The organism is Amycolatopsis rubida, assembly GCF_900115345.1.
GTDB classification, from domain to species: Bacteria; Actinomycetota; Actinomycetes; order Mycobacteriales; family Pseudonocardiaceae; genus Amycolatopsis; species Amycolatopsis rubida.
Map to the genome: position 1 here is coordinate 1,441,588 of NZ_FOWC01000001.1, position 26,316 is coordinate 1,467,903.

General features: G+C 69.2%; 27 protein-coding genes and 1 tRNA gene. 17 read left to right on the forward strand and 11 right to left on the reverse strand.

The window, feature by feature from the left end; genetic code table 11:
- Window positions 1-5: 5 nt before the first annotated feature.
- The 3 genes from dps (at window position 6) to BM362_RS07120 (ending at window position 2,624) form a co-directional block, all read left to right on the forward strand.
- Window positions 6-482, forward strand: a complete 477-nt coding sequence (gene dps / locus BM362_RS07110) for a DNA starvation/stationary phase protection protein Dps (RefSeq protein ID WP_067577074.1) — start codon at window positions 6-8, stop codon at window positions 480-482.
- A 95-nt stretch (window positions 483-577) separates the two neighbouring features.
- On the forward strand, window positions 578-1,969 hold the full coding sequence (gad, locus tag BM362_RS07115; protein WP_067577072.1) for a glutamate decarboxylase: 1,392 nt from the start codon (window positions 578-580) through the stop codon (window positions 1,967-1,969).
- Window positions 1,970-1,997: 28 nt separating this feature from the next.
- The gene (locus tag BM362_RS07120; protein WP_093572512.1) at window positions 1,998-2,624 is read left to right on the forward strand and encodes a TIGR03085 family metal-binding protein; all 627 of its coding nucleotides are present in this window, start codon (window positions 1,998-2,000) and stop codon (window positions 2,622-2,624) included.
- A gap of 39 nt (window positions 2,625-2,663) precedes the next feature.
- Here BM362_RS07120 and BM362_RS07125 read toward each other — a convergent pair whose 3' ends face one another.
- Window positions 2,664-4,511, reverse strand: coding sequence for a S9 family peptidase (locus BM362_RS07125; protein ID WP_093572513.1), 1,848 nt, complete (start codon window positions 4,509-4,511; stop codon window positions 2,664-2,666).
- Between the two features lie 39 nt (window positions 4,512-4,550).
- Here BM362_RS07125 and BM362_RS07130 point away from each other — a divergent pair, with 39 nt between their 5' ends.
- Window positions 4,551-5,294, forward strand: a complete 744-nt coding sequence (locus tag BM362_RS07130) for a class I SAM-dependent methyltransferase (RefSeq protein ID WP_093572514.1) — start codon at window positions 4,551-4,553, stop codon at window positions 5,292-5,294.
- A gap of 188 nt (window positions 5,295-5,482) precedes the next feature.
- On the opposite strand, the gene BM362_RS07135 is transcribed toward BM362_RS07130, so the two are convergent.
- From BM362_RS07135 to BM362_RS07145, 3 genes are all read right to left on the reverse strand, one after another.
- Window positions 5,483-5,556: transfer RNA gene (locus BM362_RS07135), tRNA-Pro, on the reverse strand.
- A 29-nt stretch (window positions 5,557-5,585) separates the two neighbouring features.
- Window positions 5,586-6,512 carry a metallophosphoesterase gene (locus BM362_RS07140; RefSeq protein ID WP_198545209.1) on the reverse strand — a complete coding sequence of 309 codons (927 nt, stop codon included), beginning with the start codon at window positions 6,510-6,512 and terminating at the stop codon, window positions 5,586-5,588.
- A gap of 432 nt (window positions 6,513-6,944) precedes the next feature.
- Entirely contained in the window at window positions 6,945-9,095 is a 2,151-nt protein-coding gene (locus BM362_RS07145; protein ID WP_093572515.1) for a transglycosylase domain-containing protein, read from the reverse strand.
- A gap of 337 nt (window positions 9,096-9,432) precedes the next feature.
- On the opposite strand from BM362_RS07145, the gene BM362_RS07150 reads away from it, so the two are divergent.
- Window positions 9,433-9,726, forward strand: coding sequence for a WhiB family transcriptional regulator (locus tag BM362_RS07150; RefSeq protein WP_067577058.1), 294 nt, complete (start codon window positions 9,433-9,435; stop codon window positions 9,724-9,726).
- Between the two features lie 44 nt (window positions 9,727-9,770).
- On the opposite strand, the gene bagB is transcribed toward BM362_RS07150, so the two are convergent.
- The 3 genes from bagB to BM362_RS07165 are packed head-to-tail and all read right to left on the reverse strand — an operon-like array spanning window position 9,771 to window position 12,164.
- Complete coding sequence (bagB, locus tag BM362_RS07155) at window positions 9,771-10,889, reverse strand: ATPase BagB (protein ID WP_067577056.1); 1,119 nt, start codon at window positions 10,887-10,889, stop codon at window positions 9,771-9,773.
- The gene (gene bagA, locus BM362_RS07160) at window positions 10,889-11,893 is read right to left on the reverse strand and encodes an ATPase BagA (protein WP_067577055.1); all 1,005 of its coding nucleotides are present in this window, start codon (window positions 11,891-11,893) and stop codon (window positions 10,889-10,891) included. Before bagA ends, bagB begins: the two co-directional genes overlap by 1 nt.
- Before the next feature lie 22 nt (window positions 11,894-11,915).
- The gene (locus BM362_RS07165) at window positions 11,916-12,164 is read right to left on the reverse strand and encodes a hypothetical protein (RefSeq protein WP_067577053.1); all 249 of its coding nucleotides are present in this window, start codon (window positions 12,162-12,164) and stop codon (window positions 11,916-11,918) included.
- 189 nt (window positions 12,165-12,353) lie between these two features.
- Between BM362_RS07165 and sp36 the strand changes: the two genes are divergently transcribed.
- From sp36 to BM362_RS07200, 7 genes are all read left to right on the forward strand, one after another.
- A complete protein-coding gene (gene sp36 / locus BM362_RS07170; RefSeq protein ID WP_093572516.1) occupies window positions 12,354-12,515 on the forward strand; it encodes a Sp36 family protein in 162 nt (53 codons plus the stop codon).
- 10 nt (window positions 12,516-12,525) lie between these two features.
- On the forward strand, window positions 12,526-12,981 hold the full coding sequence (locus BM362_RS07175) for a RidA family protein (protein WP_093572517.1): 456 nt from the start codon (window positions 12,526-12,528) through the stop codon (window positions 12,979-12,981).
- Window positions 12,981-13,610 carry a hypothetical protein gene (locus BM362_RS07180; protein WP_093572518.1) on the forward strand — a complete coding sequence of 210 codons (630 nt, stop codon included), beginning with the start codon at window positions 12,981-12,983 and terminating at the stop codon, window positions 13,608-13,610. The genes BM362_RS07175 and BM362_RS07180 overlap by 1 nt, the downstream gene beginning before the upstream one ends.
- 38 nt (window positions 13,611-13,648) lie before the next feature.
- The gene (locus BM362_RS07185) at window positions 13,649-14,833 is read left to right on the forward strand and encodes a hypothetical protein (RefSeq protein ID WP_067577047.1); all 1,185 of its coding nucleotides are present in this window, start codon (window positions 13,649-13,651) and stop codon (window positions 14,831-14,833) included.
- 170 nt (window positions 14,834-15,003) lie between these two features.
- Window positions 15,004-15,828: an NUDIX hydrolase gene (locus tag BM362_RS07190; protein WP_093572519.1), complete on the forward strand. Its 825-nt coding sequence runs from the start codon at window positions 15,004-15,006 to the stop codon at window positions 15,826-15,828.
- Window positions 15,829-16,605: an MBL fold metallo-hydrolase gene (locus BM362_RS07195; protein ID WP_093572520.1), complete on the forward strand. Its 777-nt coding sequence runs from the start codon at window positions 15,829-15,831 to the stop codon at window positions 16,603-16,605.
- Complete coding sequence (locus tag BM362_RS07200; protein ID WP_043827085.1) at window positions 16,602-16,856, forward strand: glutaredoxin domain-containing protein; 255 nt, start codon at window positions 16,602-16,604, stop codon at window positions 16,854-16,856. The genes BM362_RS07195 and BM362_RS07200 overlap by 4 nt, the downstream gene beginning before the upstream one ends.
- A 635-nt stretch (window positions 16,857-17,491) precedes the next feature.
- Here the strand turns inward: BM362_RS07200 and dnaN are convergent.
- Complete coding sequence (gene dnaN, locus BM362_RS07205; protein ID WP_093572521.1) at window positions 17,492-18,565, reverse strand: DNA polymerase III subunit beta; 1,074 nt, start codon at window positions 18,563-18,565, stop codon at window positions 17,492-17,494.
- A gap of 188 nt (window positions 18,566-18,753) precedes the next feature.
- Entirely contained in the window at window positions 18,754-20,013 is a 1,260-nt protein-coding gene (locus BM362_RS07210) for an MFS transporter (protein ID WP_067577039.1), read from the reverse strand.
- A gap of 92 nt (window positions 20,014-20,105) precedes the next feature.
- On the opposite strand from BM362_RS07210, the gene BM362_RS07215 reads away from it, so the two are divergent.
- Window positions 20,106-21,263: a glycosyltransferase gene (locus BM362_RS07215; RefSeq protein ID WP_093572522.1), complete on the forward strand. Its 1,158-nt coding sequence runs from the start codon at window positions 20,106-20,108 to the stop codon at window positions 21,261-21,263.
- Window positions 21,264-21,683: 420 nt separating this feature from the next.
- Here the strand turns inward: BM362_RS07215 and BM362_RS07220 are convergent, their stop codons facing one another.
- Together BM362_RS07220 and BM362_RS07225 are read right to left on the reverse strand one after the other, a co-directional pair.
- On the reverse strand, window positions 21,684-22,358 hold the full coding sequence (locus BM362_RS07220) for a Crp/Fnr family transcriptional regulator (RefSeq protein WP_009084463.1): 675 nt from the start codon (window positions 22,356-22,358) through the stop codon (window positions 21,684-21,686).
- 159 nt (window positions 22,359-22,517) lie between these two features.
- On the reverse strand, window positions 22,518-22,769 hold the full coding sequence (locus BM362_RS07225) for a hypothetical protein (protein ID WP_037369289.1): 252 nt from the start codon (window positions 22,767-22,769) through the stop codon (window positions 22,518-22,520).
- A 237-nt stretch (window positions 22,770-23,006) separates the two neighbouring features.
- Between BM362_RS07225 and nth the strand changes: the two genes are divergently transcribed.
- From nth to BM362_RS07245, 4 genes are read left to right on the forward strand one after another with little or no spacing between them, the layout of a single operon-like run.
- A complete protein-coding gene (nth, locus tag BM362_RS07230; RefSeq protein ID WP_067577035.1) occupies window positions 23,007-23,690 on the forward strand; it encodes an endonuclease III in 684 nt (227 codons plus the stop codon).
- On the forward strand, window positions 23,687-24,289 hold the full coding sequence (locus BM362_RS07235; RefSeq protein WP_093572523.1) for a TlpA family protein disulfide reductase: 603 nt from the start codon (window positions 23,687-23,689) through the stop codon (window positions 24,287-24,289). The genes nth and BM362_RS07235 overlap by 4 nt, the downstream gene beginning before the upstream one ends.
- Window positions 24,286-25,002 carry an NUDIX hydrolase gene (locus BM362_RS07240; RefSeq protein WP_067577031.1) on the forward strand — a complete coding sequence of 239 codons (717 nt, stop codon included), beginning with the start codon at window positions 24,286-24,288 and terminating at the stop codon, window positions 25,000-25,002. Before BM362_RS07235 ends, BM362_RS07240 begins: the two co-directional genes overlap by 4 nt.
- A 7-nt stretch (window positions 25,003-25,009) precedes the next feature.
- The gene (locus BM362_RS07245) at window positions 25,010-26,194 is read left to right on the forward strand and encodes a MarP family serine protease (protein ID WP_093572524.1); all 1,185 of its coding nucleotides are present in this window, start codon (window positions 25,010-25,012) and stop codon (window positions 26,192-26,194) included.
- Window positions 26,195-26,316: the final 122 nt, after the last annotated feature.

Below are 26,316 nucleotides of genomic sequence, written 5' to 3' on the forward strand. Positions count from 1 at the left end.
CCGAGATGACCACTTCCCCCATCAAGAGCCCGCTTTCCGACTCCGACAAGGAGATCACCGGCAACGCGCTGCAGGCGACGCTTGCCGACCTGGTCGACCTCTCGCTGATCGCGAAGCAGGCGCACTGGAACGTGGTGGGCCAGAACTTCCGCAGCGCGCACCTGCAGCTCGACGAGCTGGTGTCGACCGCGCGGCAGTACGTCGACGAGGTGGCCGAGCGCGCCGCCGCGATCGGGGTTTCGCCCAACGGCAAGGCGAAGACCGTCGTGGCGACCTCCGGCGTACCGGAGTACCCGGACAACTGGCAGTCCGTCGAATCGACCGTCGCCGCGATCGTCGACACTCTCGCGGCGCTGATCGAACGGCTCCGCAAGCGCATCGACGAGACCGACAAGAGCGACCTCGTGACGCAGGATCTGCTCATCGAGATCACCCGCGCGCTGGAAGAGGCGCACTGGATGTGGCAGGCGCAGCAGGCCTGACCCGCGTCGCCTGAGGAAAAGCCGTCCGCCCTTGTCGCGGACGGCTTTTCCGTATCCGGTGGTCGTCGCGGGCACCCGGCAGTAGGTTCGCTGACATGGTGCTTCATCAGGGGAAACAAGATCGGGCAGACCGGAAGACCGGCACGAATCCGTTGTACGCCGGAAGCAATCCGGCACTCGCCGCGGACTTCACGATGCCGCGCGACCGGCTGCGGGACGATTCGCTGCCGCCGGACACGGCGCTGCAGCTGGTGCGCGACGAGCTGATGCTCGACGGCAACGCGCGGCTCAACCTCGCCACGTTCGTCACGACGTGGATGGAGCCGCAGGCGCGCGAGCTGATGGCCGAATGCGTCGACAAGAACATGATCGACAAGGACGAGTACCCGCAGACCGCGGAACTTGAGCGGCGCTGCGTCAACATCCTCGCCGATCTGTGGCACGCGCCCGACCCCACCGACATCATGGGCTGCTCGACCACCGGATCGTCCGAGGCCTGCATGCTCGCCGGGATGGCGTTGAAGCGGCGCTGGTCGAAGCTGGGCCGCACCGGGAAGCCGAACCTGGTGATGGGCATCAATGTCCAGGTGTGCTGGGAAAAGTTCTGCGAGTACTGGGAAGTCGAGCCGCGGCTGGTGCCGATGGAGGGCGACCGGTACCACCTGTCCGCCGAAGAAGCGGTGAAGCTCTGCGACGAGAACACCATCGGCGTCGTCGCGATCCTCGGCTCGACCTTCGACGGCAGCTACGAGCCGGTCGCCGAGGTCGCGGCCGCCCTCGACGCCCTGCATGAGCGAACCGGCTGGGACATTCCGGTGCACGTCGACGGCGCGTCCGGCGCGATGATCGCCCCGTTCCTCGACGAGGACCTGGAGTGGGACTTCCGGCTGCCGCGCGTCGCGTCGATCAACACCTCCGGGCACAAGTACGGCCTCGTGTACCCCGGTGTCGGCTGGGTGGTGTGGCGCGACAAGGCGGCGCTGCCCGAGGAACTGGTGTTCAACGTCAATTACCTGGGCGGCGACATGCCGACCTTCGCGCTCAACTTCTCCCGCCCCGGCTCGGAAGTCGCCGCGCAGTACTACACGTTCGTCCGGCTGGGCCGCGAAGGTTTCCGCGCGGTACAACAGGCTTCCCGTGACGTGGCGACGTATCTGGCCGGCGAGATCTCCAAGCTGGAGCCATTCGAACTGCTCACCCGCGGCGACCAGCTGCCGGTATTCGCCTTCACCACCCGCTCGGACGTCACCGCGTTCGACGTCTTCGACGTTTCCCGCCGTCTCCGTGAACGCGGCTGGCTCGTGCCCGCGTACACGTTCCCGGACAACCGCACCGACCTGGCGGTACTGCGCGTCGTCATCCGCAACGGCTTCACGCACGACCTCGCTGACCTGCTGCTCGGCGACCTGAAGCGGATACTTCCGGAACTGGACCGCCAGCCGTCCCCGCAGCACGACCCAGCCACGTCGACCGGTTTCCACCACTAGCCCGCTACTAACGAGTAACCTGGCCGGTATGGGCCTTGCCAAGGATGAACGCCAAGCGCTGAGCGACCTCTTCGAGCAGCTCGGCCCGGACGCCCCGACCCTGTGCGAGGGCTGGCAGACGCGGGATCTGGCCGCGCACCTGGTCGTCCGGGAGCACCGGCCGGACGCAATGCCCGGAATCGTGGTGCCCGCACTGGCCGGTCACACCCGGAAAGTGCAGGACGGCGTCGCCGCGCGCCCGTGGGACGACCTGGTCGCCCAGGTCCGCCGCGGCCCGTCCCGGTTCTGGCCGACGTCCATCGGCCCGGTGGACGAGGCGACGAACGGTGCCGAGTTCCTGGTACACCACGAGGATGTCCGGCGGGCACAACCCGATTGGACCCCACGCGAGGCTGATCCTTCGCGAGACGGTGCGGCGTGGCGGTTGGCTACGCGGACGGCGAAGCTGAACCTGCGCAAGTCCCCGGTCGGAGTGGTACTGCGGACCCCGGACGGCCAGTCGGCTTCGGTGAAGCCGGGTGCTCCGGTGGTCACGGTGGTGGGCGAGCCGGTGGAACTGCTGCTGTTCGTCTTCGGGCGAGACGCGGTGCAGGTGACTTATGAGGGTGACGATGCCGCGGTGGCGCAGTTGACGGGCGCTAAGCGCGGGCTGTGATCCGGGCCGCCCAGGAGACCCCCCGGGCGGCCCGAACCCTCAGCGCATTCCCAGCGCCCGCAAGGCGAAGTACACCTCGATGGACGTCTGCTTGATCGTCTCGGCGATCACCAGCGAGCCGTGGCCCGCGTCGTAGCGGTAGAACTCGTGGGGTGCGTCGCGCTTGGCGAGGCGGCCCAGGTAGTTCTCGATCTGCCGGATCGGGCACCGCGGGTCGTTGTCGCCGGCCAGGATCAGGACGGGGGCGGCGACCGCGTCCACGTACGTCAGCGGCGAGCACTCGCGGTATACCGCGGGCACGTCCTCCGGGGAACCGCCGAACAGGGCGCGGTCGAACGAGCGCAGCTGCTCCATCTCGTCCTCGTAAGCGGCCACGTAGTCGGCCACCGGCACACCCGCGACGCCAGCGGCCCACCGGGTCGGCTGGGTGCCCAGCGCCAGCAGGGTCAGGTACCCGCCCCACGAAGCGCCGTTCACCACGCACTTGTCCTTATCGGACAGTCCGCTTTCGACTGCCCAGTCGTGGACCGCCGCGACGTCTTCCAGCTCGGTCAGGCCCGGACGTCCCTCGATGGCGTCCCGCCACGCCGAGCCGTAGCCGGTGGAGCCGCGGTAGTTCACCTCGACCACGGCGAATCCGGCGTCCAGCCAGGTCGCGCGGTAGGCGGAGAACCGGTCCTCGTCGGCCGCGTGCGGGCCGCCGTGCAGCGAAAACACCGTCGGCAGCGGGCCTTCTGGAGCATCCGCGGGACGGGAGACCAGTGCGTGGATCCGGCCGCCGACGCCCTCGACGAACGCGTCGGTGACCGGCGACGAACCCGGCGCGCGCTCGCCTGGCGGTGTCAGCAGAACCGAGTCGGTGCCGTCGGCCGCGCGGGCACGGACCGCAGCGGGCTCGGCAGCGCTGGACCACGAGTACTCGATGGTTCCGTCCGGCCGCACGCCCGCGCCGCCGATCCGTCCGGCGGGAGTGTCCACAGCGGACAGCTCGCCGGTGTCAAGGTCGTATCGGTACAACGAACTGCGCGCCTCGTGGAAGTGCACGACGAGCAACGCGCGCGCGTCCGGATACCAGTCCGCGACGACCTCGCCGGGCAAATCAATCAGCAGTTCGGTTTCGGTGTCCGCCTGCACGTCCCACACCAGCAGTTCTTCGCGGCCGCGGCGTTCGTGCAGGACCAGCACGCGCTGGTCGCCCGGAAGCGGCGAGAACTCCAGCGCTTGCAGGCCTTTGCCTTCGCCGTCCCACTTCTCCGCGACGGTGGTGAACCCGTCGGTGGACAGCACTCGCAACGCCGGGTGCCGGGAATCGCCGTGCTCGGAATGGGAAATGGCGAGCAGGCTTTCGTCCCGCGACATCGACGCGATCCCGGCGTCGTCCGCGTGCTGGTAAAACCGCTCGGTTACGCCGTCGATTTTCGCGAACAGTTCGCTGCCGTCGTCGGTCGAAACGCCTGCCGCGATTACTCGCTGGCCGATTTCCAGACCGGCCGGGTATCCGTCGTGAATATCGGGCAGTGCTTTGCTGGCCGCGGAGCTGTCGCCGTCGAACGGCTGGCTGCGCCAGGACCCGAACTCGTCGCCGTCGGTGTCGTCGAACCACCAGATGGCTGTTCCGTCGGGCGAGGGCGTCGCGTGCAAGGTGCCGTTGGGCCGGTCGGTGACCCGCCGGTGACTGTCGGTGGCCCGGTCCCACGCGTAGACCTCCCATACGCCACTGGCGTTGGAGACGTACACGTTGGCCTCGGGTGCGTCGCGGGCCCATTCGGGCACCGAGATGCGCGGCGCGTGGAATCGCGCCAGCCAGCGTTTTTCGGCTTCGGGGTCGTCGAACAGGCGGTCCGGGACCACTGCGGGCGGATTTTGGTTGCCTGACTGCGTGCTCACCCCTCGATCCTGCCACCTCTCACCCGTACTCTGTGCGGGGTGCTGGAGGGTTACGCGCCGGGCTATGCCCAAGACGCGCTGTCAATGATGAACACGCGCACAGCGAGTGACCGCGCCGCGTTCGCCCAACAACTTTTCATCCCGGGCTCGCGCGTGCTGGACCTGGGCTGCGGCCAAGGCTCCATCACCGCCACTCTGGCCCCGAACTGCCACGTGATCGGCCTTGACATCCACCACCCCCTGCTCCCCGCTGCGTCCACAGTGGACTACATCAACGCGACCGCATACGCCCTCCCTTTCGCGACGGCGTCATTCGACGTTGTTTTTTCACACGCGCTCTTTGAGCACCTGGCAGACCCCGCCGCCGTACTGGCGGAAATCCGCCGAGTACTCCGCCCAGGCGGCCACCTGGCAATCTCCACCTCAGACTGGAGCCGAGCAAAAATCCGCCCTAGAACCGCAAACGTGGACGCCGCCCTGCGCGGCCACTACCTGCTTCGCCGCAGCTCCGGCGGCGACCCCTTTTCCGGCCGCACCATAGCCACAAAACTCGCCACCGCTGGCTTCACGAACATCACCGAACGCTCGCGCTACCGGGAAGACCTCTCCTACCGCGCCCTGGCGACCTATGTAGAAGCCCGCCTGGCGGAAGCCCTCTCCAAGCCCCCCACGAAAGACCACGACCAACTAACCTCAGCCGCCCGCTCCGCCTGGTCCTGGACCCGCACCACCGCAATCGGCGACTTCCACCAATGCTGGCAAGAACTAACCGCCACCCGCTAATCCCCCTCGTGAGCGGCAACCGGTACAAACACTCACGACCCCACCCCACCCTCCGCCGCCGCCGCACCTTCGGGGGTCCAGGGGGCGAGCCCCCTGGCGGGGGTCTGGGGGTCCGACCCCCAGGAGATACAACGAAGTAAGGGCTCCCCGTCTGCGCTTTGTGCAGACAGGGAGCCCTCACTTACCAGTCGGGGTGGCGGGATTTGAACCCACGACCTCCTCGACCCGAACGAGGCACGCTACCAAGCTGCGCCACACCCCGAGGTACTGCTTAGCGGGTCGGGAGTAAGTCTAGCGGACGGGTTTCGCGGCTTTGCGCGGGGCTGGTTTGCGGGGGTCGGGGGCGTCGGATCCGCGCGGGACCAGCGTCAACAGGCTGGCTTCCGGCGGGCAGGCGAAGCGAGCGGGGGCGTAGGGGGAGGTGCCGAGTCCGGCGGAGACGTGGAGCCACATGCGGGCTCCCCAGCGGGAGGCGCCGCGGGCACGGCTGCGGTCGAGTTCGCAGTTGGTGATGATGGCGCCGTAGCCGGGGATGCGGAGTTGCCCGCCGTGGGTGTGGCCGGCGAGGACGAGGTCGTAGCCGTCGGTGGCGAAGGTGTCGAGGACGCGTGGTTCCGGGGAGTGCGTGACACCGAGGCGGACGGCCGCGGTGGTGTCGGCGGGTCCGGCGATGTCGGAGTACCGGTCGCGGTGGAGGTGCGGGTCGTCGACGCCGGCGGCGAAGACGGCACGGCCGCCGACGTCGACCGTGCGGCGGACGTGGGTCAGGTCGACCCAGCCGTGCTCGACGAAGGCGGCGCGAAGGTCGCGCCAGGGCAGCTGGGTGCCGTGAATGCGCTTCTTTTTGCCGCGCGGCATCAGGTAGCGCGCGGGGTTTTTGGGTTTGGGCGCGTAGTAGTCGTTGCTGCCGAAGACGAACAGCCCCGGCCGGTCCAGCAGCGGGCCGAGCGCGCGGAGCACGGAGGGGACCGCGGTGCGGTGGGAGAGGTTGTCGCCGGTGTTGACGACGAGGTCGGGTTCGAGCTCGTCGAGCGCGGCGACCCAGCGTTGCTTGGCTTGGTGACCGGGGAGCATGTGCAGGTCAGAGACGTGCAGGATGGTGAACGGCGGCGTACCGGGCGCGAGTACGGGCAACTCGGCGGTCCGCAAGGTCCAGCGGCGGCGTTCGATGCCGACGGCGTAACCGAGGGTGGCGGCCCCAAGGGCGATGGTCCCCACGGCCAACCGCTTCGCGGGGCCTCCGGGCGGACTGGCATTACCGAGCGTGCTCACAAGGTCGAGGATACGTGTTCGATCGGGTCGTCCGCTGTGGCCGGTGCCGGATGGCGTAGAGCGAAGGTCTCAGCGGTGTTCTCTCGACAGCCGGCGCGTCGTTGGCTCGAATTGGATCGGACCAGTCCGACAGAGATGCGGAGCCTGGCTATGGCAAGCACGATTCTCCTTTTGCTGGCCGCGTTCCCGTGGCACCGGGGGACAAAACCCTGGGCGCGGTTGTGGTGTTTTCGCTGGGGTGGCCCCTTTGCGAGCACTGGGACCGGGCTTTCCGATCGCGATCGTGCGGCTCTGCCGGATCGCGCTCAACGGCCGACGCTGAGCCCGGACAGGCGAAACGGGGCGGAGATCGCGTCTCCCGCCCCGTTTTCACCGGATTCAGTTGGTGTAAGCCGGATCCTCCGGCGGCAGCCCGACGATCGGCTGGTCCTTCATGATGTTCGTCATCGCGCCGAACCAGGTCTGCGCGGGCGTCTTGCCGCCGAACATGTTGCCGGTGCCGCAGGTGTACACGTTGCCAACACCTCCGTAGCAGAGGCCGCCATTACCGCCTTCGGGGCGGAACACCATCGCCGCACCGGCCATCTGCGGCGTCCCGGCCACGAAGGTCGCCGAACCGTTGTTCTGGGTCGTACCCGTCTTGCCGACGAGCGGACGGTTCCAGCCAGCGTCCGCGGCGGCCTTGGCGGACGTGCCGCCGGGCTGGTCGTCCTTGCTCATCCCGACCGCCATGGTGTTCGCGAGGCCCTCCGGCACGACCTGCTCGCACGCAGCTTCCTTGACCGGCACCGGTTTGCCGTCGCGGTCGGTCACCGACGCCAGCGGGGTCGGCGGGCACCATTTGCCGCCGCTCAGGATGGTCGCGGCGACGTTCGCCATTTCCAGGCCGCTCGTCGGGCTGAAGCCGAGTGTGAACGCGCCCGTGCCCGGGTAATTGCCCTTGGGCCCGTAGGCCTGCGCCTGGGTCTGGTTCTTTCCCGGGTTGGTCGACTTCGGATCGACCGGTCCGCCGCCCTGGTTGCTCGCCATCGTCTCGCGCATGCCCAGTTTCGTCGCCATGTCGATGGCGGGCCCGGTGCTGCCGAGCTTGTCCTCCAGCGCCACGAACGCGGTGTTCGGCGAGGTCGCCAGTGCTTGCTGCAACGAAGCCGATTCGGGATAGCCGTTGCCCGCGTTGCCAACGCAGTACCAGCGAGTGTTCGGTGCACCGGTCGCCGGGCAGTGCGGCTGGCTGCCGGTGAAGACGTGCGAGACGTAGCTGTTGCCGACCGGGATGTTGCTGTAGATCCCGGCGATGTGCTGGTTCAGCACCGCCGCGGTGGTGAAGATCTTGTAGCTCGACCCCGCGCCGCCGGTGTTGAACACGCCGGACGGGAGCGCGTAGGTCGTCTGCCCTTGATCCGCGTCGATCCCGTAGTCCCGGTTCGCCGCGAGCGCCACCACTTCGTGCCGGTCCTTGCCGGGCCGGATCAGCGAAAGCGTGTTCGCGACGTTCTTCTGGGTTTTGTTCACCTGTTGCTCGGCCGAGACCTTCGCTTCGTGGTTGGCCTTCTCGTCCAGCGTCGTCTTGACCGTGTAGCCGCCGGTGTACAGCTGGTCCTCGGACATCCCGGCCTTGAGCAGATAGTCCTGGACGTACTGGCAGAAGAAGCCGTTCTCAGTCCCGGCCCCGGTGCAGTTCGACGCGGGCTTCTGCGGGGTGTCCGGCACCACGCCGAGCGGTTCGGCCTTGAACTTGTCCGCGTCCGCCTTCGCCAGCTTCTGGTTGCTGACCATCCGGTCGAGCACCAGGTTGCGCCGTTTCGTCGCCTTGTCCGGGTGGTTCCACGGGTCGAAGACGATCGGGTTGTTCACGATGCCCGCGAGCAGCGCGGCCTGCGGCACGGTCAGGTTCTCCGGCGTGGTGTTGAAGTAGGCGTGCGCGGCCGCTCCGACCCCGTAGATCTGCCGGGAGAACTCGACGATGTTGAGGTAGCCGGCGAGGATCTGGTCCTTCGAGAGCTTCGTCTCCAGGTTGATCGCGATCCGGGCTTCCTTGAGCTTGCGCGAGAGCGTCTGCTCCTGCGCCTTCGCCTGCCCGTTCTTGTCGCCCCGGTAGACGACGTTGATCAGGTAGTTCTTCACGTACTGCTGCGTGATCGTCGAGGCGCCCTGCGTGTCCCCGCCCGCGGTGTTGGAGACGGCGGCGCGCAGCGTCCGGCCCCAGTTCACCCCGTGGTGCTCGTAGAACGCCTTGTCCTCGGCAGACAGCAGCGCCCACTTCAGCGCCGGGTTGATCTGGTCCGGGCGGACCGGGATCCGGTACTGCTTGTACAGCGTCGCGATCGGCTTGCCGCCGGAGTCGGTGATAGTCGTCACCAGCGGCGGCGGGATGTCGGCGAGGTCGGACGACGTCTTGTCGACCGTTTCGCTCGCCTGGTTGGACACGACCCCCGCGGCGCCCACCACCGGGAACATGATCCCGGCGACCAGCACCCCTGCCAGCAGGCACAGGCCGAGGAGCTTGAAAAGACCATCCGTTTTGCGCACGAAAGCCAGGGTACTGAAGCCCCGTGTCGCCTTCGTGACCTAAGGGTCCGCGCGCCCCGGAGGCGATCATTAACGGGACCCCGTGTCGTGACCTTTGGTAACGGAATGCATGCTAGGTCTCGACGGAGGGAACCGAGGGACCCTACAGTCCGTCAACGTCTCACGTAGATGCCGACAGACGGAGCAGCCCGGGTGGGAGCCTGGCTGGTCCGGACGGCGGCAGCGGCACCGGGGAGGTGCCGTCACCGACGTGCGGCGCAGTGGGAAACGCTCGCGGGGGTGGGAGCGGGAGCTTCGCCTTCGCTGGTGCCATACACCAGATGAGGGAGCTGGGGGTATGCAAACCAATCAGGTTGGCTGGCGGGTCGATGCCTCGTGCCGGGACGCTGATCCCGACGGGTTGTTCGTGCGAGGCGCCGAGCAGAACAGGGCGAAAGCCGTGTGCATGGGGTGCCCGGTCCGCACCGAATGCCTCGCCGAGGCGCTCGACGGCCGGATCAATTTCGGAGTCTGGGGCGGGATGACGGAACGGGAACGGCGCGCCCTGCTGCGCCGTCGCCCGGACGTGACCAGCTGGACTGACCTGCTCGAAGCGGCGAAGCGGGACGCGCTGTCCGCCGCGGCGGGCTGAACCTGCTCGTGAGTGGCGATGCCGGTGAGAACCGGCATCGCCACTCACGACGTCAGCTTTATCCCGATGTCGCGCAGGCCTTCGAGGTCGTGCACGTCACCGGCGAGCGCGGGCACCCGGGTCAGTGGCACTTCCGGATGCGCGCGGGTGAAGCGCGCCAGCAGCCGGTTCTCGCGCTCGGCCAGCGCGACGCGGTCGGCGTGCAGCCGCAGCACGGCTTCGGCGAGCGGCGCGTTCTGCACCGACTCGGCGGCGGTCAGAGCTTCGGTCGCGGACAGCGGCGCGAGCACCGGGTGCGTGCGGTTGGCCACCAGACCGGCCAGCGGCATCGACTCTCCGGCGAGGCGCTCCACGAAATAGGACGCCTCGCGCAGCGCGTCCGGCTCCGGCGCGGCCACCACGAGGAACGACGTACCGGACGACCGCAGCAGCTCGGCGGTCTTGCGCGCGCGTTCGCGGAAGCCGCCGAACATGCTGTCGAAGGCCTGCATGAACGCGGACGCGTCGGCGAGCAGCTGGCCGCCGATGATCGTCGACACCGCCTTCGCGAACATCGAGAACCCCGCACTGACCACCTTGCGCAGGCCCCAGCCGCCCGCCTTCGCCGGGCCGGTGAGCAGCCGGATCATCCGGCCGTCGAGCGCGGTGGACAGCCGGGTCGGCGCGTCGAGGAAATCGAGCGCGGACCGGCTCGGCGGCGTGTCGACGATGATCAGATCCCAGTCGTCGGTCGCCGCGAGCTGGCCGAGCTTCTCCATCGCCATGTACTCCTGCGTGCCGGAGAACGACGTGGAAATGGTCTGGTAGAAGGGGTTCTGCAGCAGCTGCTCGGCCCGCTCGGGCCCGGCGTGCACGCGCACCATGTCATCGAACGTGCGGCGCATGTCGAGCATCATCGCCCACAGTTCGCCCTTGGGCTCGAAGCCCTCGACCCGCACCTGCTTGGGATGATTGCCCAGTTCGCGCAGCCCGAGCGCCTGCGCGAGCCTGCGTGCCGGGTCGATCGTGAGCACCACGGTCTGCCTGCCGCGTTCGGCGGCCCGCAGCGCGAGCGCCGCGGCGGTGGTGGTCTTGCCGACGCCGCCGGAACCGCAGCACACGATCACGCGGCTGGCCGGGTCGTCGAGGAGGGCGTCCACGTCGAGCATCGTGTCGGCGGGCATCAGCGCACCCCCTGTTCGTGCAGCGTTTCGGCGAGTTCGTAGAGCGCGGCGACGTCAACGCCCTCGGTGAGGTCCGGCAGCTCCAGCGTCGGCAGATCGGCCTCGGCGAGCTGTTCGCGGGCCCGCTGTTCGGCGGCGACGCGGACGGCGTGCTCCACGGTCTCCTCCACGAGCGCCTCCAGCGTCGCCTCCGGCAGGTTCAGCCCGGCCGAGGCGAGGCCGGAGCGCACCCGGTCGGCGTCTACCCGGCCGTCGGCCGCCGCGGTCACCGAACGCGCGGGCAGCCGCGGCGGACGGACCCGGTTCACCAGCACGGCGCCTGGTCGCAGATCGGCTCCGTCCAGTTCGGCCACCGCTTCGACGGTCTCGCGCACCGGCATCTCCTCCAGCAGCGTGGTGAGGTGCACGGCGGTCTCGCCGGAATGCAGCAGCCGCACCACGCCGTCGGCCTGGCCGCGGATCGGGCCGGTCTTGGCGAGGTCGGTGAGCGCCTTGGTGACGTCGAGGAACTTCACCACGCGCCCGGTCGGCGGCGCGTCGACCACGACCGCGTCGTAGGTGTGGCGGCCGTCGGATTCCGTGCGCCCGACGCATTCCTTGATCTTCCCGGTGAGCAGGACGTCGCGCAGGCCCGGCGCGAGCGTGGTGGCGAACTCGATCGCCCCCATCCGGCGCAGCGTCCGCCCGGCGAAACCGAGGTTGTAGAACATCTCGAAGTATTCGAGCAGCGCCGCTTCGACATCGATGTGCAGCGCGCGCAGTTCGCCGCCGCCGGGGACCGACGCGATCCGCTGTTCCGCGTACGGCAGCGGTTCGGTGTCGAAGAGCTGCGCGATGCCCTGGCGGCCCTCGACCTCGATCAAGAGCACCCGGCGGCCGTTTCGGGCGAGCGCGAGACCGAGCGCCGCGGCGAGCGTGGTCTTGCCGGTTCCGCCCTTGCCGGTGACGAAGTGCAGCCGGGCCCTGGCGAGCTCGTCGGTCCAGCCAGCGGAGGGTGTGGTCACACCCTCAACACTAAACCGGTGTTCAGCTGGCCAGCATCAGGACGCCGACCGCAGCGGCGACCACCGCCACGACGATCCAGGTCACCAAGCCGGGCAGCACGGTCAGCGTGAGCACCGCCACCACGATCAGCCCGGTGAGGGTGACCGCGCCCGCGATCGCCACCTGGCCCGAATCGTTCACCCGGTCCCGCGTTTTGGCCATCACGGCCAGCGCGAGCGGCACCCCGGCCACGGCGAGCAGCACGGTCGCGACGATCCGCCAGGTCTCCACGCGCCCACGCTAGCGACCTCGTGAGTGGCGATCACGGCGAGAACCGTGATCGCCGTTCACGAGAGCGACGATCGGATGTGAACTGCCCCACACTCACCCGGCCCAGCCAGGTGCTCCCCTGGACGGGTGACGGGCTTTCGGCGGCCGCAGTCCGGAGGGGCCTTGCCCGCTTGGTTACGCTCCCGAGTCATGAGTGCGACCACATGGGAGTACGCCACCGTCCCGCTGCTGATCCACGCCACGAAGCAGATTCTCGACCAGTGGGGCGAGGACGGCTGGGAGCTGGTGACCGTGCTGCCCAACCCGAGCGGCGAACAGCACGTCGCGTACCTGAAGCGGCCGAAGAGCTGAGGGGGCGGCGTTGACCTGGAGTGACCGGCTCGCCGAGCTCGGCATCGAACTGCCCGGAGTCGCCGCACCGCTGGCCGCGTACGTGCCCGCCGTGCGCTCCGGCTCGCACGTCTACACCTCCGGCCAGCTGCCGTTCGTTGACGGCGCGCTCGCCGCGACCGGCAAGGTCGGCGGCGAGGTCAGCCCGGAGGAGGCCAAGGGCCACGCCCGCACAGCGGCGCTGAACGCGCTCGCCGCGGTGCACGCCCTCGTCGGCATTGACTCTGTTGTCCGGATTGTCAAGGTGGTCGGTTTCGTCGCCTCCGCGGAGGGCTTCACCGGCCAGCCCGCGGTCGTGAACGGGGCGTCCGAGCTGCTCGGCGAGATCTTCGGCGACGCCGGGGTGCACGCGCGGTCGGCCGTCGGCGTCGCGGAGCTTCCGATCGCTTCGCCGGTGGAAGTCGAACTGATCGTGGAGGTGCGGTGATGGACCCCGACATCGAACAGTCCTTGCACGAACTGCTGCTGCGGCTCGCCGGCCGCACGCCGGACCAGCTGTTGTGGCGGTTCCGCGACTGGCTCGGCGAAGGCGCGATGGGGACGCTCGCGCGGACCCTGCCGCGGTCTTTGCTCAAGCACAGGATCGATTTGGACCAGTCGGAGTACCGCCTGCTCGTGGCCGGTCTGATCCCGCACGGTGCTGACTGGCACCAGGTGAGTTCGACCCTGGGGGTAGACGACGTCACCGAGACCAGGTACACATTCACGCAGAGTGCGCCCGAATGGGTGAACTCCGTCGACTCTGTGTCCGTCTTGCTTCACGCGACGTTGCGTGGACGCGCGGATGTGGGGGAAGTACGGCAGAGCTGGCGGCGCCTCGGCACCGCCGGCGAGAGCGGGGCGAAGCGAGTCCTGCTGGTGACGGCGACCGCGGGACAGCCCCGGCTCACCGGTGAACTGCAGCGGGTGCTGCGGGTCATGGGGGACGAGGAGCCCAGCGTCGAGGTCATCCCGCCGCGCTTCGACCTTCCCGGGTACCACCGGGCCGCGCTCGCCGAGTCCGAGCTGGTCTGCGTAGGCGCCGCGGGCGCCGGTCATCGACTTGTCGCCGCTTAACGCTCGTTGCCGCCAGGCGAGCTGGGAGGAGCAGAGCCATGGTGGAGGTTCACGACGGCCCGATGGACGGGTTCTCGGTGCCCCTGCGCCTGCATAACTTGTTGCTGGCCCTGGCGGGCCGCATCGACGACAGCGCGCTCACCGAAGCGCGGGAACTGATCGCCCGGGCTCACATCGACGAGGCGGTGGAACTCACCACCGGCACGTTGATCGCGGGCCGGATCGCGGTGAGCGAAGCCGAACAGCGCGAGCTGGCGCTGGTGCTCGAGATGAGCCGGTCGGACGCGACGCTCGCGAACGACCTGCTGGTCACCGACCACGAGCCGATGCACACGCACCGGTTCACCGGCGACAACCAGCCCGAGTTCGGTCTCGCCGAGGCGCTCGACCGGACCTTGCAGGTGCTGCCCGACGTGCGTTCCGTGCACGCGGTGTGGCGCAACACCCCGGCGGGCAGCGTGCCGGGCGCGCTGCCGCAGCGGGTAGTGCTGGTCGAACTCGGTCCCGAGGGCAACCCTCCCGCGGTCGCGTTCCGCGTCGACACCGCGCTGCGCCGGGCGGGCATCCGCTCGGTCGTCGAGGTGAGCGGTCCGGGAATTCCGCAGTCGGATTACCACCAGGCCGCGGGTGCCGTCGCGAGCCCGGTGTGGGTCACCGGCAGCACGCATTCGGCCCCGGACTACCGGCCGGAACCGACGCCGCAGCGCAGCGCCCCGGCGCCCGCTTCGGCTCCGGTTCCCGAGCCGGTCTCGGAAGCGCCGAGCCGGCACGGGCACCGCCAGCCCGAACCGGAACCGGTTGCCGCCGAGCCGGTGGTGCCGGTCGCGCCCGTGGTGCCGATCGTGCAGGCCGTGCCCGCACAGCCGATCTCGACGCCGGAGCCGGTGGCCGAGCCCGCCGCGTCTTCGGAGCGGCCGAGGACGGCCGGATCGGAGTCGCGTGCCGAGCGCACGTCGGACCTGACTCCGTCCGAGGTGGCGCAGCTGCGGCGCGCGCTGGCCGAGGACCCGGAGAAGGGCCGCGAGATCGCCGCGGGCAAGCCGAGCATGCACGAGGTGGTCGAGCTGCCCGCGCTGGATCTGGACGATCCGAGCCTGTCCGAACGCGACCGTGCGCTGCTGCGCGAGTTGCACGAGGAACTGGCTGAACGCGAGCGTGCCGAGGCGGCCCGGTTGCGGCTCAACGGCGCGTCCCGTTCCGGCGGGGACCAGCACTGGTCCTGAGCCCCTGTTGTTCCGTGGAGGGCTCCTTGCGGGAAGAAGATTCCCGCAAGGAGCCCTCCACGGCTTTCGGGCGACCGGACGCGGGACGGCGGTTTTGGGCTGCCCCGGGACTGTCGCGAGGTGACACAAGTAATCCGCGACGCGTACGGATTGCGAGGTATGTTGCCCGGGTGGAACGGCCGCGTGAATTCGTTTTCGACATCCCCGCCCGTCCCGGCATCGCGATCCGGGACAACGCGGATGGCCCGCCGGCGACCCCGAAGGACGCCGCCACGGTGATCCTGCTGCGGGACGTTTCCGACGGCGTGGAGGTCTTCCTCCAGCACCGCGTCATGGGCATGGCGTTCGCCGGCGGGATGACGGTGTTCCCTGGCGGCGGGGTCGATCCGCGCGACGCCGACGCCTCCGTGGCGTGGGCCGGGCCGCCGCCGTCGTGGTGGGCCGAGCAGTTCACCTGCGACGAAAGCCTCGCCCGCGCGCTCGTTTGTGCCGCTGTTCGGGAGACGTTCGAGGAGTCCGGCGTACTGCTGGCTGGGACCGAAGACTCGGTGGTCGCCGACGTCGCGCCGTACCACGAAGCGCGGAAAGCCTTGGAATCACGGGAAATCTCGCTCGCTGGTTTCCTGGCTGATGCGGGCCTTACGTTGCGCGCGGACCTGCTCCACCCGTACTCGCACTGGGTCACGCCGCCGCAGGAACAGCGTCGGTACGACACCCGCTTCTTCGTCGCGAAGCTCCCTGAAGGCCAGCGCGCGGACGGCGCGACCTCAGAAGCCGCCGCCGCCGGTTGGCAACCGCCCGCCGAGGCAGTCGCGGACGCGCGCGAAGGTCGTCGCACGCTGATGCCGCCGACCTGGCTGACCCTCGTCGAACTCGCCGAGTTTTCCAAGGCTGACGCGGTGCTCGCCGAGCCGCGCGAGATCGTGAAGACCGTGCCGACCCTGGTCCGGGACGGCGAGAACATCCGCGTTGTCCTCGATACTTCGGAGTCCTGAGTGACCGCTCCCGCTTACGGCGTGCTGCGCCGTGTTTCCGAAACCGCGTCGGTGCTGCTGGAGAACAATCCTTCGACGATGACGCTGGAGGGCACCAACACCTGGGTGCTGCGCGGTGGTGACGCCGCTGCCGCCGTGGTCGTCGACCCCGGCTACCACGATCTGGAGCACTTGGAAAAACTCGCCGCCGTCGGCCCGGTCGAGCTCATCCTGCTGACCCATCACCACCCGGATCACGCCGAAGGCGCACCCTGGTTCGCTTCGAAAACGGGCGCGCCGGTGCGAGCCTTCGACGCTTCCCTCTGCATCGACGCGCCTGCGTTCGCCGACGGAGACTCCTTCGCCGCGGGCGGACTGGACTTCAGTGTCCTGCACACTCCCGGCCACACCGACGATTCGGTGTCGCTACTGGTCGGAGGCCAGATCCTGACCGGAGACACGATCCTCGGCCGAGGCACGACGGTCCTGCACGACCTGGGCGACTACCTGCGCTCACTGCGCAAACTGATCGCACTCCCGGACGGCACCCCAGGCCTGCCCGGCCACGGCCCGGAGCTGCCGGATCTGCCCGCGACCGCACGAGAGTATTTGGCGCACCGGGAACAGCGCCTGGATCAGGTGCGTTCCGCCTTGCGAACGCTCGGCGAAGACGCGACGCCGCGGCAAGTGGTCGAGGTGGTCTACGCCGACGTCGACCGCGCGCTGTGGGCACCGGCCGAGGCGAGCGTGCGCGCACAACTGGAGTATCTACGGTCGTCTTCGGAGGACGGACAATGAGCAACGTCGAGGTCGAGTTCTACTGGCGCCCAGGCTGCGGCTTCTGCTCGGCCCTGCGCCGGCCACTGCTGGAAAGCGGTTTGCCGGTCCGGGAAATCAACATCTGGGAGGAACCGGGCGCGGCCGAACGAGTGCGCGAGGTGGCGAACGGCAACGAGACGGTGCCCACGGTGATTGTGGGGTCGACCGCACTGGTGAACCCGACGTTCGACGAGGTCAAGGCCGCGGTGGCCGCGGAGACGGCTGCCTGAAGGCTGTTCCGAGCCTTCCCCGGGACGTGCCGCGACGCATCGCGCAGGCCCCGGTGGATCTTCGGATGGAGGGCGGCAGCCAATCCATCACCGCGCAGTTGTGCTGCCTTCCCGGCAACAGCAGCCAGAACCGCCGCGAACCGACAACGGCACGCCCCTGCCGTGTTGACTCCGCCGCAGGCCGCTCAGCCCCGTTCAGACCCCTTCGGCCTCCGGCACGACTCCGCTCGGCTCCGCGCCGGGTGCACGGCCTGGAACAGCCCAGAAAGCCCGCGGCGGAGCGTGCCAACCTTCGGCACGCTCCGCGTGCGAGAGCGCCGCGTCGCCTAGCCCCGCGGCGCTCCGGCGAGCCCAGGTCGGCTTAGCTCCGGCTTGGTGCTGTGCGGCTGAGCCGTGCCGCGTCGTGGAAGTCTGGCTTCGTCCCGGCGAGCCCGAGTCGGCATAGCTCTGGCTTGGTGCTGTGCGGCTGAGCTGTGCCGTGCCGTGTCGTGTCGTGGAAGTCTGGCTTCGTCCCGGCGAGCCCAAGACGGCTCAGCCCCGGCTCGGCACCGCGCACCCGAGCCGTGCCTACCCCGGCTCGCACCGCGTCCGGCGCGAACCAGCCGTCAGGCCGGAGCCAAGTCAGTGTTCGCCGGTTACCGGGGCAACATCGGCATCAAGTAGTACTTCAATGCCACCTCCCGTCCGTCCTCGTCGGCCGGAGTCAGGACGCACGCTCGCAACCCTGGCTGGATTGCCAGCCGGATGCGTTCTCCGCTGAACGGGGCGAGGGCGTCCAGCAGGTACCGGGCCTGGAAGGACGGCGACGTCCGGCCGCCGCAAACGTTTGCCTTCAGGTGTTCTTCCGCCTCGCCGGTGTCTTGTCGTGCGCTTGCCAGGCGGAGGTGTGCGTCGCCGACTTCCAGGGTCAGGACTCGGCGGTCCTCGGAGTAGACGCCGACTCGGCGGATGGCTGCGGCCAGTTCGTCGGCGCCTACCTCGACTTCCGTGTCGACCGCGTCGGACGGGATGGAGTCCGCGGACAGGAAACCCGCGTCCAGGACCGCTGTGGTGACGGTGCCTCCTCGCCAGCTCAGCGCGAAGTGGCTGGGGTCGGCGTGCAGCCCCATGGCACCGGCGCTGTGGCGGGCGGCTTCGGTCAGCAGGGTGGCGGGGACCAGGACGTCGATGGGGTCCCGGACCTCTTGCAGCGGCAGGCGGGCTACGGCCATCCGGTAGCGGTCCGAAGCGGTCAGGCACAGTTCGTCGCCGATTGACTGCACTCGTACGCCGGTGAAGACCGGGAGCGGGTCGTCCTTGGCGGCGGTGCCCGCGACGGTGCGCAAAGCCGCAGCGAGGGCTGTGCCGTCAACTTTGGACAGCAGGGGTGGTGGTTCCGGAACGTGGAGCAGGTCGTGGTCCAGCACGGGCAGGGCGAAGCGGGCACTGTCCGTTCGGATCGCGAGGCGGGTTCCTTCGACTGCCAACCGGACCTGGTCGACATCCAGCATGCGGACTGTCTCGGCGAACGGCGCGGCTGGTACTACGACTTCGCCGTCGAGATGGGTGGTCGCTGGGCAGGACAGCTGGACGGCCAGGTCGCGGTCGTTGCCGGACACGACGAGGCCCTCAGCGTTCGTCCGCAAGCGCAGGCGGGTTTGCCTCGACAGGAGCCGGGCCGCGGCGGTCGCGACCGCCGCCAGCGGCCGCACGAAGGATGTGAGATCCATGCCACGCAAAGTAGCGGCGAGCACCGACAAAAACGGCGACCAACGTAGTTGAGCTGTGGAAACGCATCCTCAACCGCTGGTGAAGGGGACACGGACGGTGCCTGTCGGCGGGCAAAGAGGCCCGGACAGCTTCGGAAACAGCTACCCGGCAGCGCTGCCGAGCGAAGCGGCACCAGCTGCGGGAAGGGCTACCCAGCAGCTCCGACAAGAGCACCGTCCGCAGGTACCGGCGAAGCAGCCCGCACGGTCCCCCGAAGCAGCCAAACCACCACAGCCAGCGCAACACCGGCTACGCCAGCAGCCAGGAAAGCCGCAGCCGTCCCGGAATGTTCGACCAGGTAGCCGCTCACCGACTGGCCTGCCGCGAGGCCTAGCGTCACCGCCGTGAGGACCCAGCCGAACGCCTCGGCCGCGGTGCCGCGAGGGGCGACGACCTCGATGGCTGCGGAGTGGGTCGTCGACTGGGGAGTGATCATCGCGCCGGCCAGCAGCATCAGCAGCGCAAGGGCCCACAGGCTCGACGGAAGGGCAAGCAAGGCGACGAAAGCGCCGAAACCGCCCAGCAGAATCGGCAGGCGCAGGCCGAGACGGCGCGGCCACGGGTGCAGGCTGTAAGCCACCCCGAACGCCACCGAGCTCAACGACCACGCGGACAGCAGCAGACCGCTGAGCGAGGGATGGCCGGATTCCGTCGCGGCGGCGGGCACGGCGACCTCCACGAACCCGATCACCATGCCGAAACCGAGCGCTGCCAAGGCGAGCGTCCGCATCCCGGGGCTGGCCAGCGCGCCGAGCAGTGGTGTCCTGGCCTTCGGGGCTGAACCCCACGCGCGCACGGTCGGGTTCAGCGCGAACAGCACCGCGCCGGTGACCATGGTGATCGAGCCGACGACCATGCCGGTGCCCGCCCATGGCGCGGTGATCAGCAGGCCCGCGATGCCGGGGCCGAGGATGAAGAAGACCTCCATGCTGATCGCCTCATAGGACAGCGCGGCGTTGCGCGCCGGTCCCTCCGGCAGGATTTTCGTCCACAGCGCCCGCGACGCGGAGCCGACCATCGGCTCGGAAAGCCCGGTCGCGGCGGCCAGCGGGATCAGGACGAACGTCGGCAGGTGCGCCTCGATCGCGACCGCGAGCGACGCCATCGACAGGGCGAACACGGCGGCGACGACCAGCAGCGGACGGCTCGGCCCGAACCGGTCGATCAGCCTGCCCTGTACGACCGCGCCAACCGAGACCCCGGCGAGCGAGCTCGCGGAGACCAGCCCGGCGGCGGCGAACGAACCGGTTTCGCGCTGCACGTACAGCAGCGCGGAAATGCCGATCATCGCGATCGGGAGCCGGGCGAGGATCGACGCGATCACCGGGCCGCGCGAGCCAGGGGCGCTCAGCGCGGCGCGGTAGTCGGAGAGCGTGGTGCGGCCTTCGGAATGGGCAGACTGGGACACGCGTACCAGTATGGCGAAATTGGTACGTAGGTACCAGTAATTTCCCGGTCATCTCGGTCACGCCCGATCGGGTCAGCCAGTACGCTCGCGCGATGCGGCTGATGTTCTCCTCCGGGGCTGGATACAGCCATCTCGCGCCGATGCTTCCGCTCGCCGAGGCAGCACGTGCCGCTGGAGACGAGGTCGCGTTCGTGACCGGTCCGGAAGCCGTGCGGTACCTGGAGAACGCCGGTCTGCAAGCGGTGTCGGTGGGACAGCCGAGCGACCCCGCCGCCGCGGCCTCGATGTGGCAGCGAGCCCGCGAGGAGATGGCCGGGATGACCGCGGACGAGCGGCTCTCCCACCTGGTCGCCGAGTACATGGTCGGTCTCGGCGCGGCCGCGCGGCTCGACGAGATGGTCGAGTTCGTCCGCGGCTGGCGGCCGGATCTCGTCATCGCCAACCTCGCCGAACGTGCCGCCGTGATGGCTGCGTGCCTGGTCGGCGTGCCGTATGCGATGCACGCGATCGGCCCGCCGAAGTCCGCCGCGACGATGGAGCGGGCCTGGGAAGTCGCCAACGGCCTGGTGCGCGAACGCGGTCTCGGCGAGCTGCCGCCGCGCGAGGCCGTGCCGTACCTGGACTTCTGGCCGACGGGATTGACCCCGGCTGACGTCGCCTGGGAGTACCCGACGCGCTGGCCGCTCCAGCCCGCTGGCGTGACGCCGACGCCTGGTCCGCGTCCGGCAGTCCTCGATGGGCTGCCGTATGACCGGACCGTCTACGTCACCCTCGGCACCACCCACAACGCGCGGCCCGGCGTGCTGGAGGGAATGGTGGCCGCGTTGCGCGACGAGCCGGTGAACGTCGTGGCGACGATCGGCCTGGACGGTGACGCCGGCCGGTTCGGCGAGCGGCCGGACCACGTTCGGATCGAGCAGTTCGTGCCCCAGACACAGCTGCTGCCCGCCGTCGACGCAGTGGTCTGCCACGGCGGTTCGGCGACCGTTCTCGGCGCGCTCGCGCACGGGGTGCCGCTGGTGGTCTTGCCGTTGGCGACTGATCATTTCGAAGTCGCCGCGCAGGTTCAGGCCGTGGAAGCCGGAATCGCGGTCGACTCAGGCGACGGAATCCTCGACGCGGTCCGGACAGTGCTGGCCGACCCGGCCTACCGGGAGTCCGCCGAGTCCCTGGCCGCCCAGATCGCTGAGCAGCCCGCCCCGGCGTCGGTGGTGGCCCGGTTGCATGACCTGGAGGTCTCGATCCGATAACACCAGCTGGATTCTTCGTGAACTCGTGCAACGAAAACGCGGTCTTGGCGTCCTTGAGGGTGAATGGCCTTGAATTCGTGAGTTTTGGCCGTGATGGTTGAACGACAGCCCATTGCGGGCTGGACAGCACTGCAGCACCCAGCTCCCTCCGGCATATGGGTCGGGGCCTGGTCCGGAGGGCGGGGAGCGCGGGTCGTCGGGGGATGATCCGTGCGCAGGCAAGGAGCCGGTGCGCCACGTCGGGGGTGGCGCCCGGCTCCTTGTCATTTTCCTGGCCGGACGCGCCGAAACCGGCGGCGACACGGGACGGGGGCGGAATGCCGCTCTTGTGGGGGACAGTCCGATATGCACGCACGAAGGCCACCCCCGGTAGGAGGTGGCCTTCGAAAGCCCGTGCGGAGTAACCCGCACGGGTGTGGATCAGCGGGCGCGGCGAGCGAGCCGCTCCGGGTCCAGGATCAGCACGCTCTTGCCCTCGAGCCGCAGCCAGCCGCGGTGGGCGAAGTCGGCCAGCGCCTTGTTGACGGTCTCGCGGGACGCGCCGACGTACTGGGCGATCTCTTCCTGCGTCAGGTCGTGCGTGACCCGCAGCAGGCCCGCCTCCTGGCTGCCGAAGCGCTGCGCCAGCTGCAGCAGCGCACGGGCCACGCGGCCGGGGACATCGGTGAAGATCAGCTCCGCGACCATGTTGTTCGTGCGGCGCAGGCGGCGCGCGACGACGCGCAGCAACTGCTCGGCGATCTCCGGGCGGGTGGCGATCCACTGCCGCAGCGCCGGGCGGTCCATGGTGACCGCGCGGACCTCGGTGACCGTCGTGGCACCGGACGTGCGCGGGCCGGGGTCGAAGATGGACAGTTCGCCGAACATGTCGGACGGACCGGCGATCCACAGCAGGTTCTCACGGCCGTCCGGGGACTTGCGGCCGATCTTCACCTTGCCGGACTGGATGATGTACAGCCGGTCGCCCGGCTCACCCTCGTTGAAGATGACATGGCCGCGGGGGAACTCCACGGATTCCAAGGTCTGGGCCAGCGCCTCCGCCGCTGCCGGCTCCACACCCTGGAAAATGCCCGCACGGGCCAGGGTTTCGTCCACCTCGGGTGCCTCCTCGTCGAGAAACGACCACTTCCTTCGCAGGCCGAAGGCAGTGTCGCCGATCACTTTCGCGTCAGTCTAGGGCGTGTCGGGCAGATCGCTCGTCGGCTCGCCGCGCCCGGCGCGGCTGCCTGGAACGATCTCGTCCGACTGAGCAGCCTAACTCCGCACCTTGCGCGCGCGTAGCCTGGCTGCCCGTCCGCCGAGCCTGCGGAGCCGGAAGAGCTCCAGCGCGCGGCCGATCCCGTGCCCGTACAGGGCCCTGACCTCGTTGGGCTGGGCCTGCTCCAGGAACTCCTCGACCTCGTTCTCCTGCACCGCGACGTGCTTGAGCCTGCTCTCGACCCGTTCCATGAACAACGCGAAGAACATGATCACCAGCGGGACCAAGATCACGAACCACACGGTCATGCCACAGCTCCGCTGTTTTCGGTGACGCACTCGGTCATGGATCTCCAGATCCTCGCTCAGGGCGGACGCGCGGCCCGCAGAGGTGGTGCTCTGGCGGTTCGGCCGTCCACCGGCGGATGCTCCCGACCGGCTCGTCCGACTCGCCCGTAGGCTATCGGGGTGCCCCCTGTTGTCCCGAACGGGCCCCGCGCGGACCGCGAAGAAAGCCGGCTCGCTCTCGTGAGACGCGCCCGGCGGATGAAACGTTGCCTCGACGAGGTTTATCCGGACGCGAAGGCCGAGCTGGACTTCACGAATCCGCTGGAACTGCTGGTCGCGGTGGTGTTGTCGGCGCAGACCACGGACGTGCGGGTGAACCTCGTCACGCCCGCGTTGTTCAAGAAGTACCGCACCGCGGCCGATTACGCCGGAGCCGAGCGCGCCGAACTCGAGGAATACCTGCGCACGACCGGGTTTTTCCGGGCGAAAGCGAATTCGCTGATGGGTCTCGGCGCGGCGCTCGTGGAGCGCTACGGCGGCGAGGTGCCGAAGAAACTCGACGACCTCGTCACGCTGCCCGGCGTCGGCCGCAAGACCGCGAATGTCGTGCTCGGCAACGCTTTCGACGTGCCGGGAATCACAGTGGACACTCACTTCGGCCGCCTCGTGCGGCGCTGGGGCTGGACCGCGGAAGAGGACCCGGTCAAGGTCGAGCACGCGGTCGGCGAGCTGATCCCGCGGAAAGAGTGGACCATGCTGTCCCACCGCGTGATTTTCCACGGCCGCCGCGTGTGCCACGCACGGAAACCGGCCTGCGGCGCGTGTCCGCTGCGCAAGGACTGCCCGTCGTTCGGCACCGGGCCCATCGAGTTCGAAGTGGCCGCGAAACTGGTCAAAGGCCCGGAGAAGGACCACATTCTCGAGCTGGCGGCGCGCGGGTGACCGCAGTCACCAAGTGGGCGCTCGGGGTCGCGGTGCTGGCGGTGGCCGCGTTGGTCGCGGTCCTGACGCTGCGCGGCGGCGATTCGACGTCCGCGCCGCCCGCGTCCGGCGACCTCGCCTCGGCTCGTGCGGCGGCGAAGCTCCAGGCTTGCCCTCCCGCCGCGGCGAAAGCCGTCGATCAGCTCTCCGGGATCGAAGCGGACTGCCTCGGCGACGGGTCCCGCGTGGACGTCGGCAAGGTTCTCGGCGGCGGTCCGGTGCTGGTCAACGTATGGGCGTCGTGGTGCCAGCCGTGCCGCACCGAGCTGCCGGTGCTGCAGCGGTACGCCGCTGAGCCGGGTGCGGTGCGCGTGGTCGGCGTGCAGGTCGCCAGCCCGGCTCCGGACGGGCTCGGCCTGTTCGAGCGACTCGGCGTGCACCTCCCGTCGCTCTACGACGGCGACGGCCAGACCGGTCCCATCCGCACCGCGCTCAAAGTGCCCTCGTCGCTGCCCGCGTCGTACTTGGTCAGTGCGGACGGCCAGGTCCGGTTCATCGCGAACCCGCGGGTGTTCGGCAACACTGACCAGGTGCGCGCTGCTGTGAAGGACTACTCATGACCACCGGACCGCTCGTCGAACCCGAAGCCGTGCCGGAATGGCTGCGGCCGCTGGTGAAGGTGTCCGGCGAGGTCGACAGCCGCACGTTCACCCGGTTCAGCCCGCCCGAAGACCTGCTCACCCGCGCCGCCGCGGTGCTCATCCTGTTCGGCGAACGGCCTGGCGGCGACGGCCCGGACGTCCTGCTGCAACGCCGGGCGGACACGCTCGGCTCGCACGCCGGGCAGGTCTCGTTCCCCGGCGGCGGCGCGGAGGACGGCGACGACGGCCCGGTCGGCACGGCGCTGCGCGAAGCCGAGGAGGAGACCGGCGTCGACCCGTCGGGGATCCTGCCGGTCGCGGTGCTGCCGGAGCTGTTCGTGCCGGTGTCGAGGTTCGCGGTGACGCCGGTGCTGGCGCATTGGCACAGCCCGTCGCCGGTGCGCGCGGTCGATCCGGCAGAGACGGCGGCGGTCGCTCGGGTGTCGCTGGCCGACCTCGCCGACCCGGCCAACCGGTTCACCGTGCGCCGCGGCGACGCGTCGTGGCGCGGGCCCGCGTTCACTGTCGACGGCTTGTTCGTCTGGGGCTTCACCGCCGGTCTGCTGTCCGTGCTGCTTTCGCTCGGCGGCTGGGAACGGGAGTGGGACACCGGCGATGTGCGCGAGCTTGACGTAGCGTGGGCCGAACATCAGGGCCGGTTGGCGGCTCGGGACGGTTCTATCGAGGAGTAACGGCGCGGTGAACTGGGTCGATGTCGTCGTCCTGCTGCTCGCGGTCATGGCGGCGGTTTCCGGCGCGTTCCAGGGCGTGATCGTCGCGCTGCCCGCGCTCGTGGGCGTCGCGCTGGGCGCGGTGGCCGGGGTGAAGCTGGCACCGTTCGTGATCAGCCTCTTCGACAGTCCGGTCGCGAAGGTGGCTTTCGCGTTCGCTGTGGTCGTGTTCCTGATCGTGCTCGGCGAGACGCTCGGCGTGTGGGTCGGGCGGAAGCTGCGGCAGAAGATCAATCCGGACAAGCTTTCCGGCATCGACAAGACGCTCGGCGCGATCTTGCAGGCGGCCGCGGTGTTCGTGGTTGCCTGGCTGGTCGCGAATCCGTTGACGACGGTTTCGGCGATTCCTGGGCTGGCTAAGTCGATCAATTCCTCGGTGGTGCTCGGCAAGGTCAACGACCTGATGCCTGCCGAGGCGCAAGGACTGCCAAGCGATTTGCGGAAGTTGCTTGACGCGTCCGGGTTTCCGTCTGCGCTTTCGCCGTTCGAGAAGGCTCCTTCGGCGGATACGCCGCCGCCGGATACCTCGCTCAATGTGTCCGCTGTGGCCAAGCGGGTGCATCCGAGTGTGGTGAAGATTCGGGGGAATGCGCCGTCTTGTTCCCGGGCGCTCGAAGGCAGCGGATTTGTGGTCGCACCGCAGCGGGTGATGACTAATGCGCACGTGGTGGCGGGGACCGATGAGGTCGGGATCGAGTCGACTTCGGGGGACTATCGGGCTCGGGTTGTCTATTTCAATCCGGAGATCGATGTCGCGGTGCTGGCGGTGCCTGGGCTGAGGGCGCCGGTGTTGCCGTTTGCGCCGGAAACCGCGAAGGCCGGGGATAACGCGGTGGTGCTCGGGTATCCGTTGGATGGGCCGTATACCGCTACTCCGGCTCGGGTTCGGGGACGGATTAACTTGCGCGGGCCGGATATTTACGACGCTAATACTGTGCAGCGGGATGTGTTCACCGTTCGGGGGACGGTGCGGAGCGGGAACTCCGGGGGGCCGATGATCACGCCTGACGGGGATGTCATCGGGGTGGTGTTCGGGGCCGCGGTGGAGGATCCGGATACTGGGTTCACGCTGACTGCGGATCAGGTGCGCAGTGCGGTTGACGCTGCGCCGTCGCAGACTGCTCGGGTGGGGACTGGGGCTTGCGCTAATTGATCGGCTCGTCGCCTGGGGGCGACATTGGCCCGGTTGCTGGCGTGGGGCACCCCGAAGCCCGAGTGTGCAGGAAGGCTTCGTATCGGGGTGCGGGGGAGGGCTGGGTGCCTCGATGGTCGGGT

Bases quoted from the DNA above. Each gene is read 5' to 3' on its own strand.
- dps (WP_067577074.1), top strand. From the start codon at position 6: ATGACCACTTCCCCCATCAAGAGCCCGCTTTCCGACTCCGACAAGGAG.
- gad (WP_067577072.1), top strand. From the start codon at position 578: ATGGTGCTTCATCAGGGGAAACAAGATCGGGCAGACCGGAAGACCGGC.
- BM362_RS07120 (WP_093572512.1), top strand. From the start codon at position 1,998: ATGGGCCTTGCCAAGGATGAACGCCAAGCGCTGAGCGACCTCTTCGAG.
- BM362_RS07150 (WP_067577058.1), top strand. From the start codon at position 9,433: ATGCAAACCAATCAGGTTGGCTGGCGGGTCGATGCCTCGTGCCGGGAC.
- bagB (WP_067577056.1), bottom strand. From the start codon at position 10,889: ATGCCCGCCGACACGATGCTCGACGTGGACGCCCTCCTCGACGACCCG.
- sp36 (WP_093572516.1), top strand. From the start codon at position 12,354: ATGAGTGCGACCACATGGGAGTACGCCACCGTCCCGCTGCTGATCCAC.
- BM362_RS07180 (WP_093572518.1), top strand. From the start codon at position 12,981: ATGGACCCCGACATCGAACAGTCCTTGCACGAACTGCTGCTGCGGCTC.
- BM362_RS07185 (WP_067577047.1), top strand. From the start codon at position 13,649: ATGGTGGAGGTTCACGACGGCCCGATGGACGGGTTCTCGGTGCCCCTG.
- BM362_RS07200 (WP_043827085.1), top strand. From the start codon at position 16,602: ATGAGCAACGTCGAGGTCGAGTTCTACTGGCGCCCAGGCTGCGGCTTC.
- dnaN (WP_093572521.1), bottom strand. From the start codon at position 18,565: ATGGATCTCACATCCTTCGTGCGGCCGCTGGCGGCGGTCGCGACCGCC.
- BM362_RS07215 (WP_093572522.1), top strand. From the start codon at position 20,106: ATGCGGCTGATGTTCTCCTCCGGGGCTGGATACAGCCATCTCGCGCCG.
- BM362_RS07225 (WP_037369289.1), bottom strand. From the start codon at position 22,769: ATGACCGTGTGGTTCGTGATCTTGGTCCCGCTGGTGATCATGTTCTTC.
- nth (WP_067577035.1), top strand. From the start codon at position 23,007: ATGAAACGTTGCCTCGACGAGGTTTATCCGGACGCGAAGGCCGAGCTG.
- BM362_RS07240 (WP_067577031.1), top strand. From the start codon at position 24,286: ATGACCACCGGACCGCTCGTCGAACCCGAAGCCGTGCCGGAATGGCTG.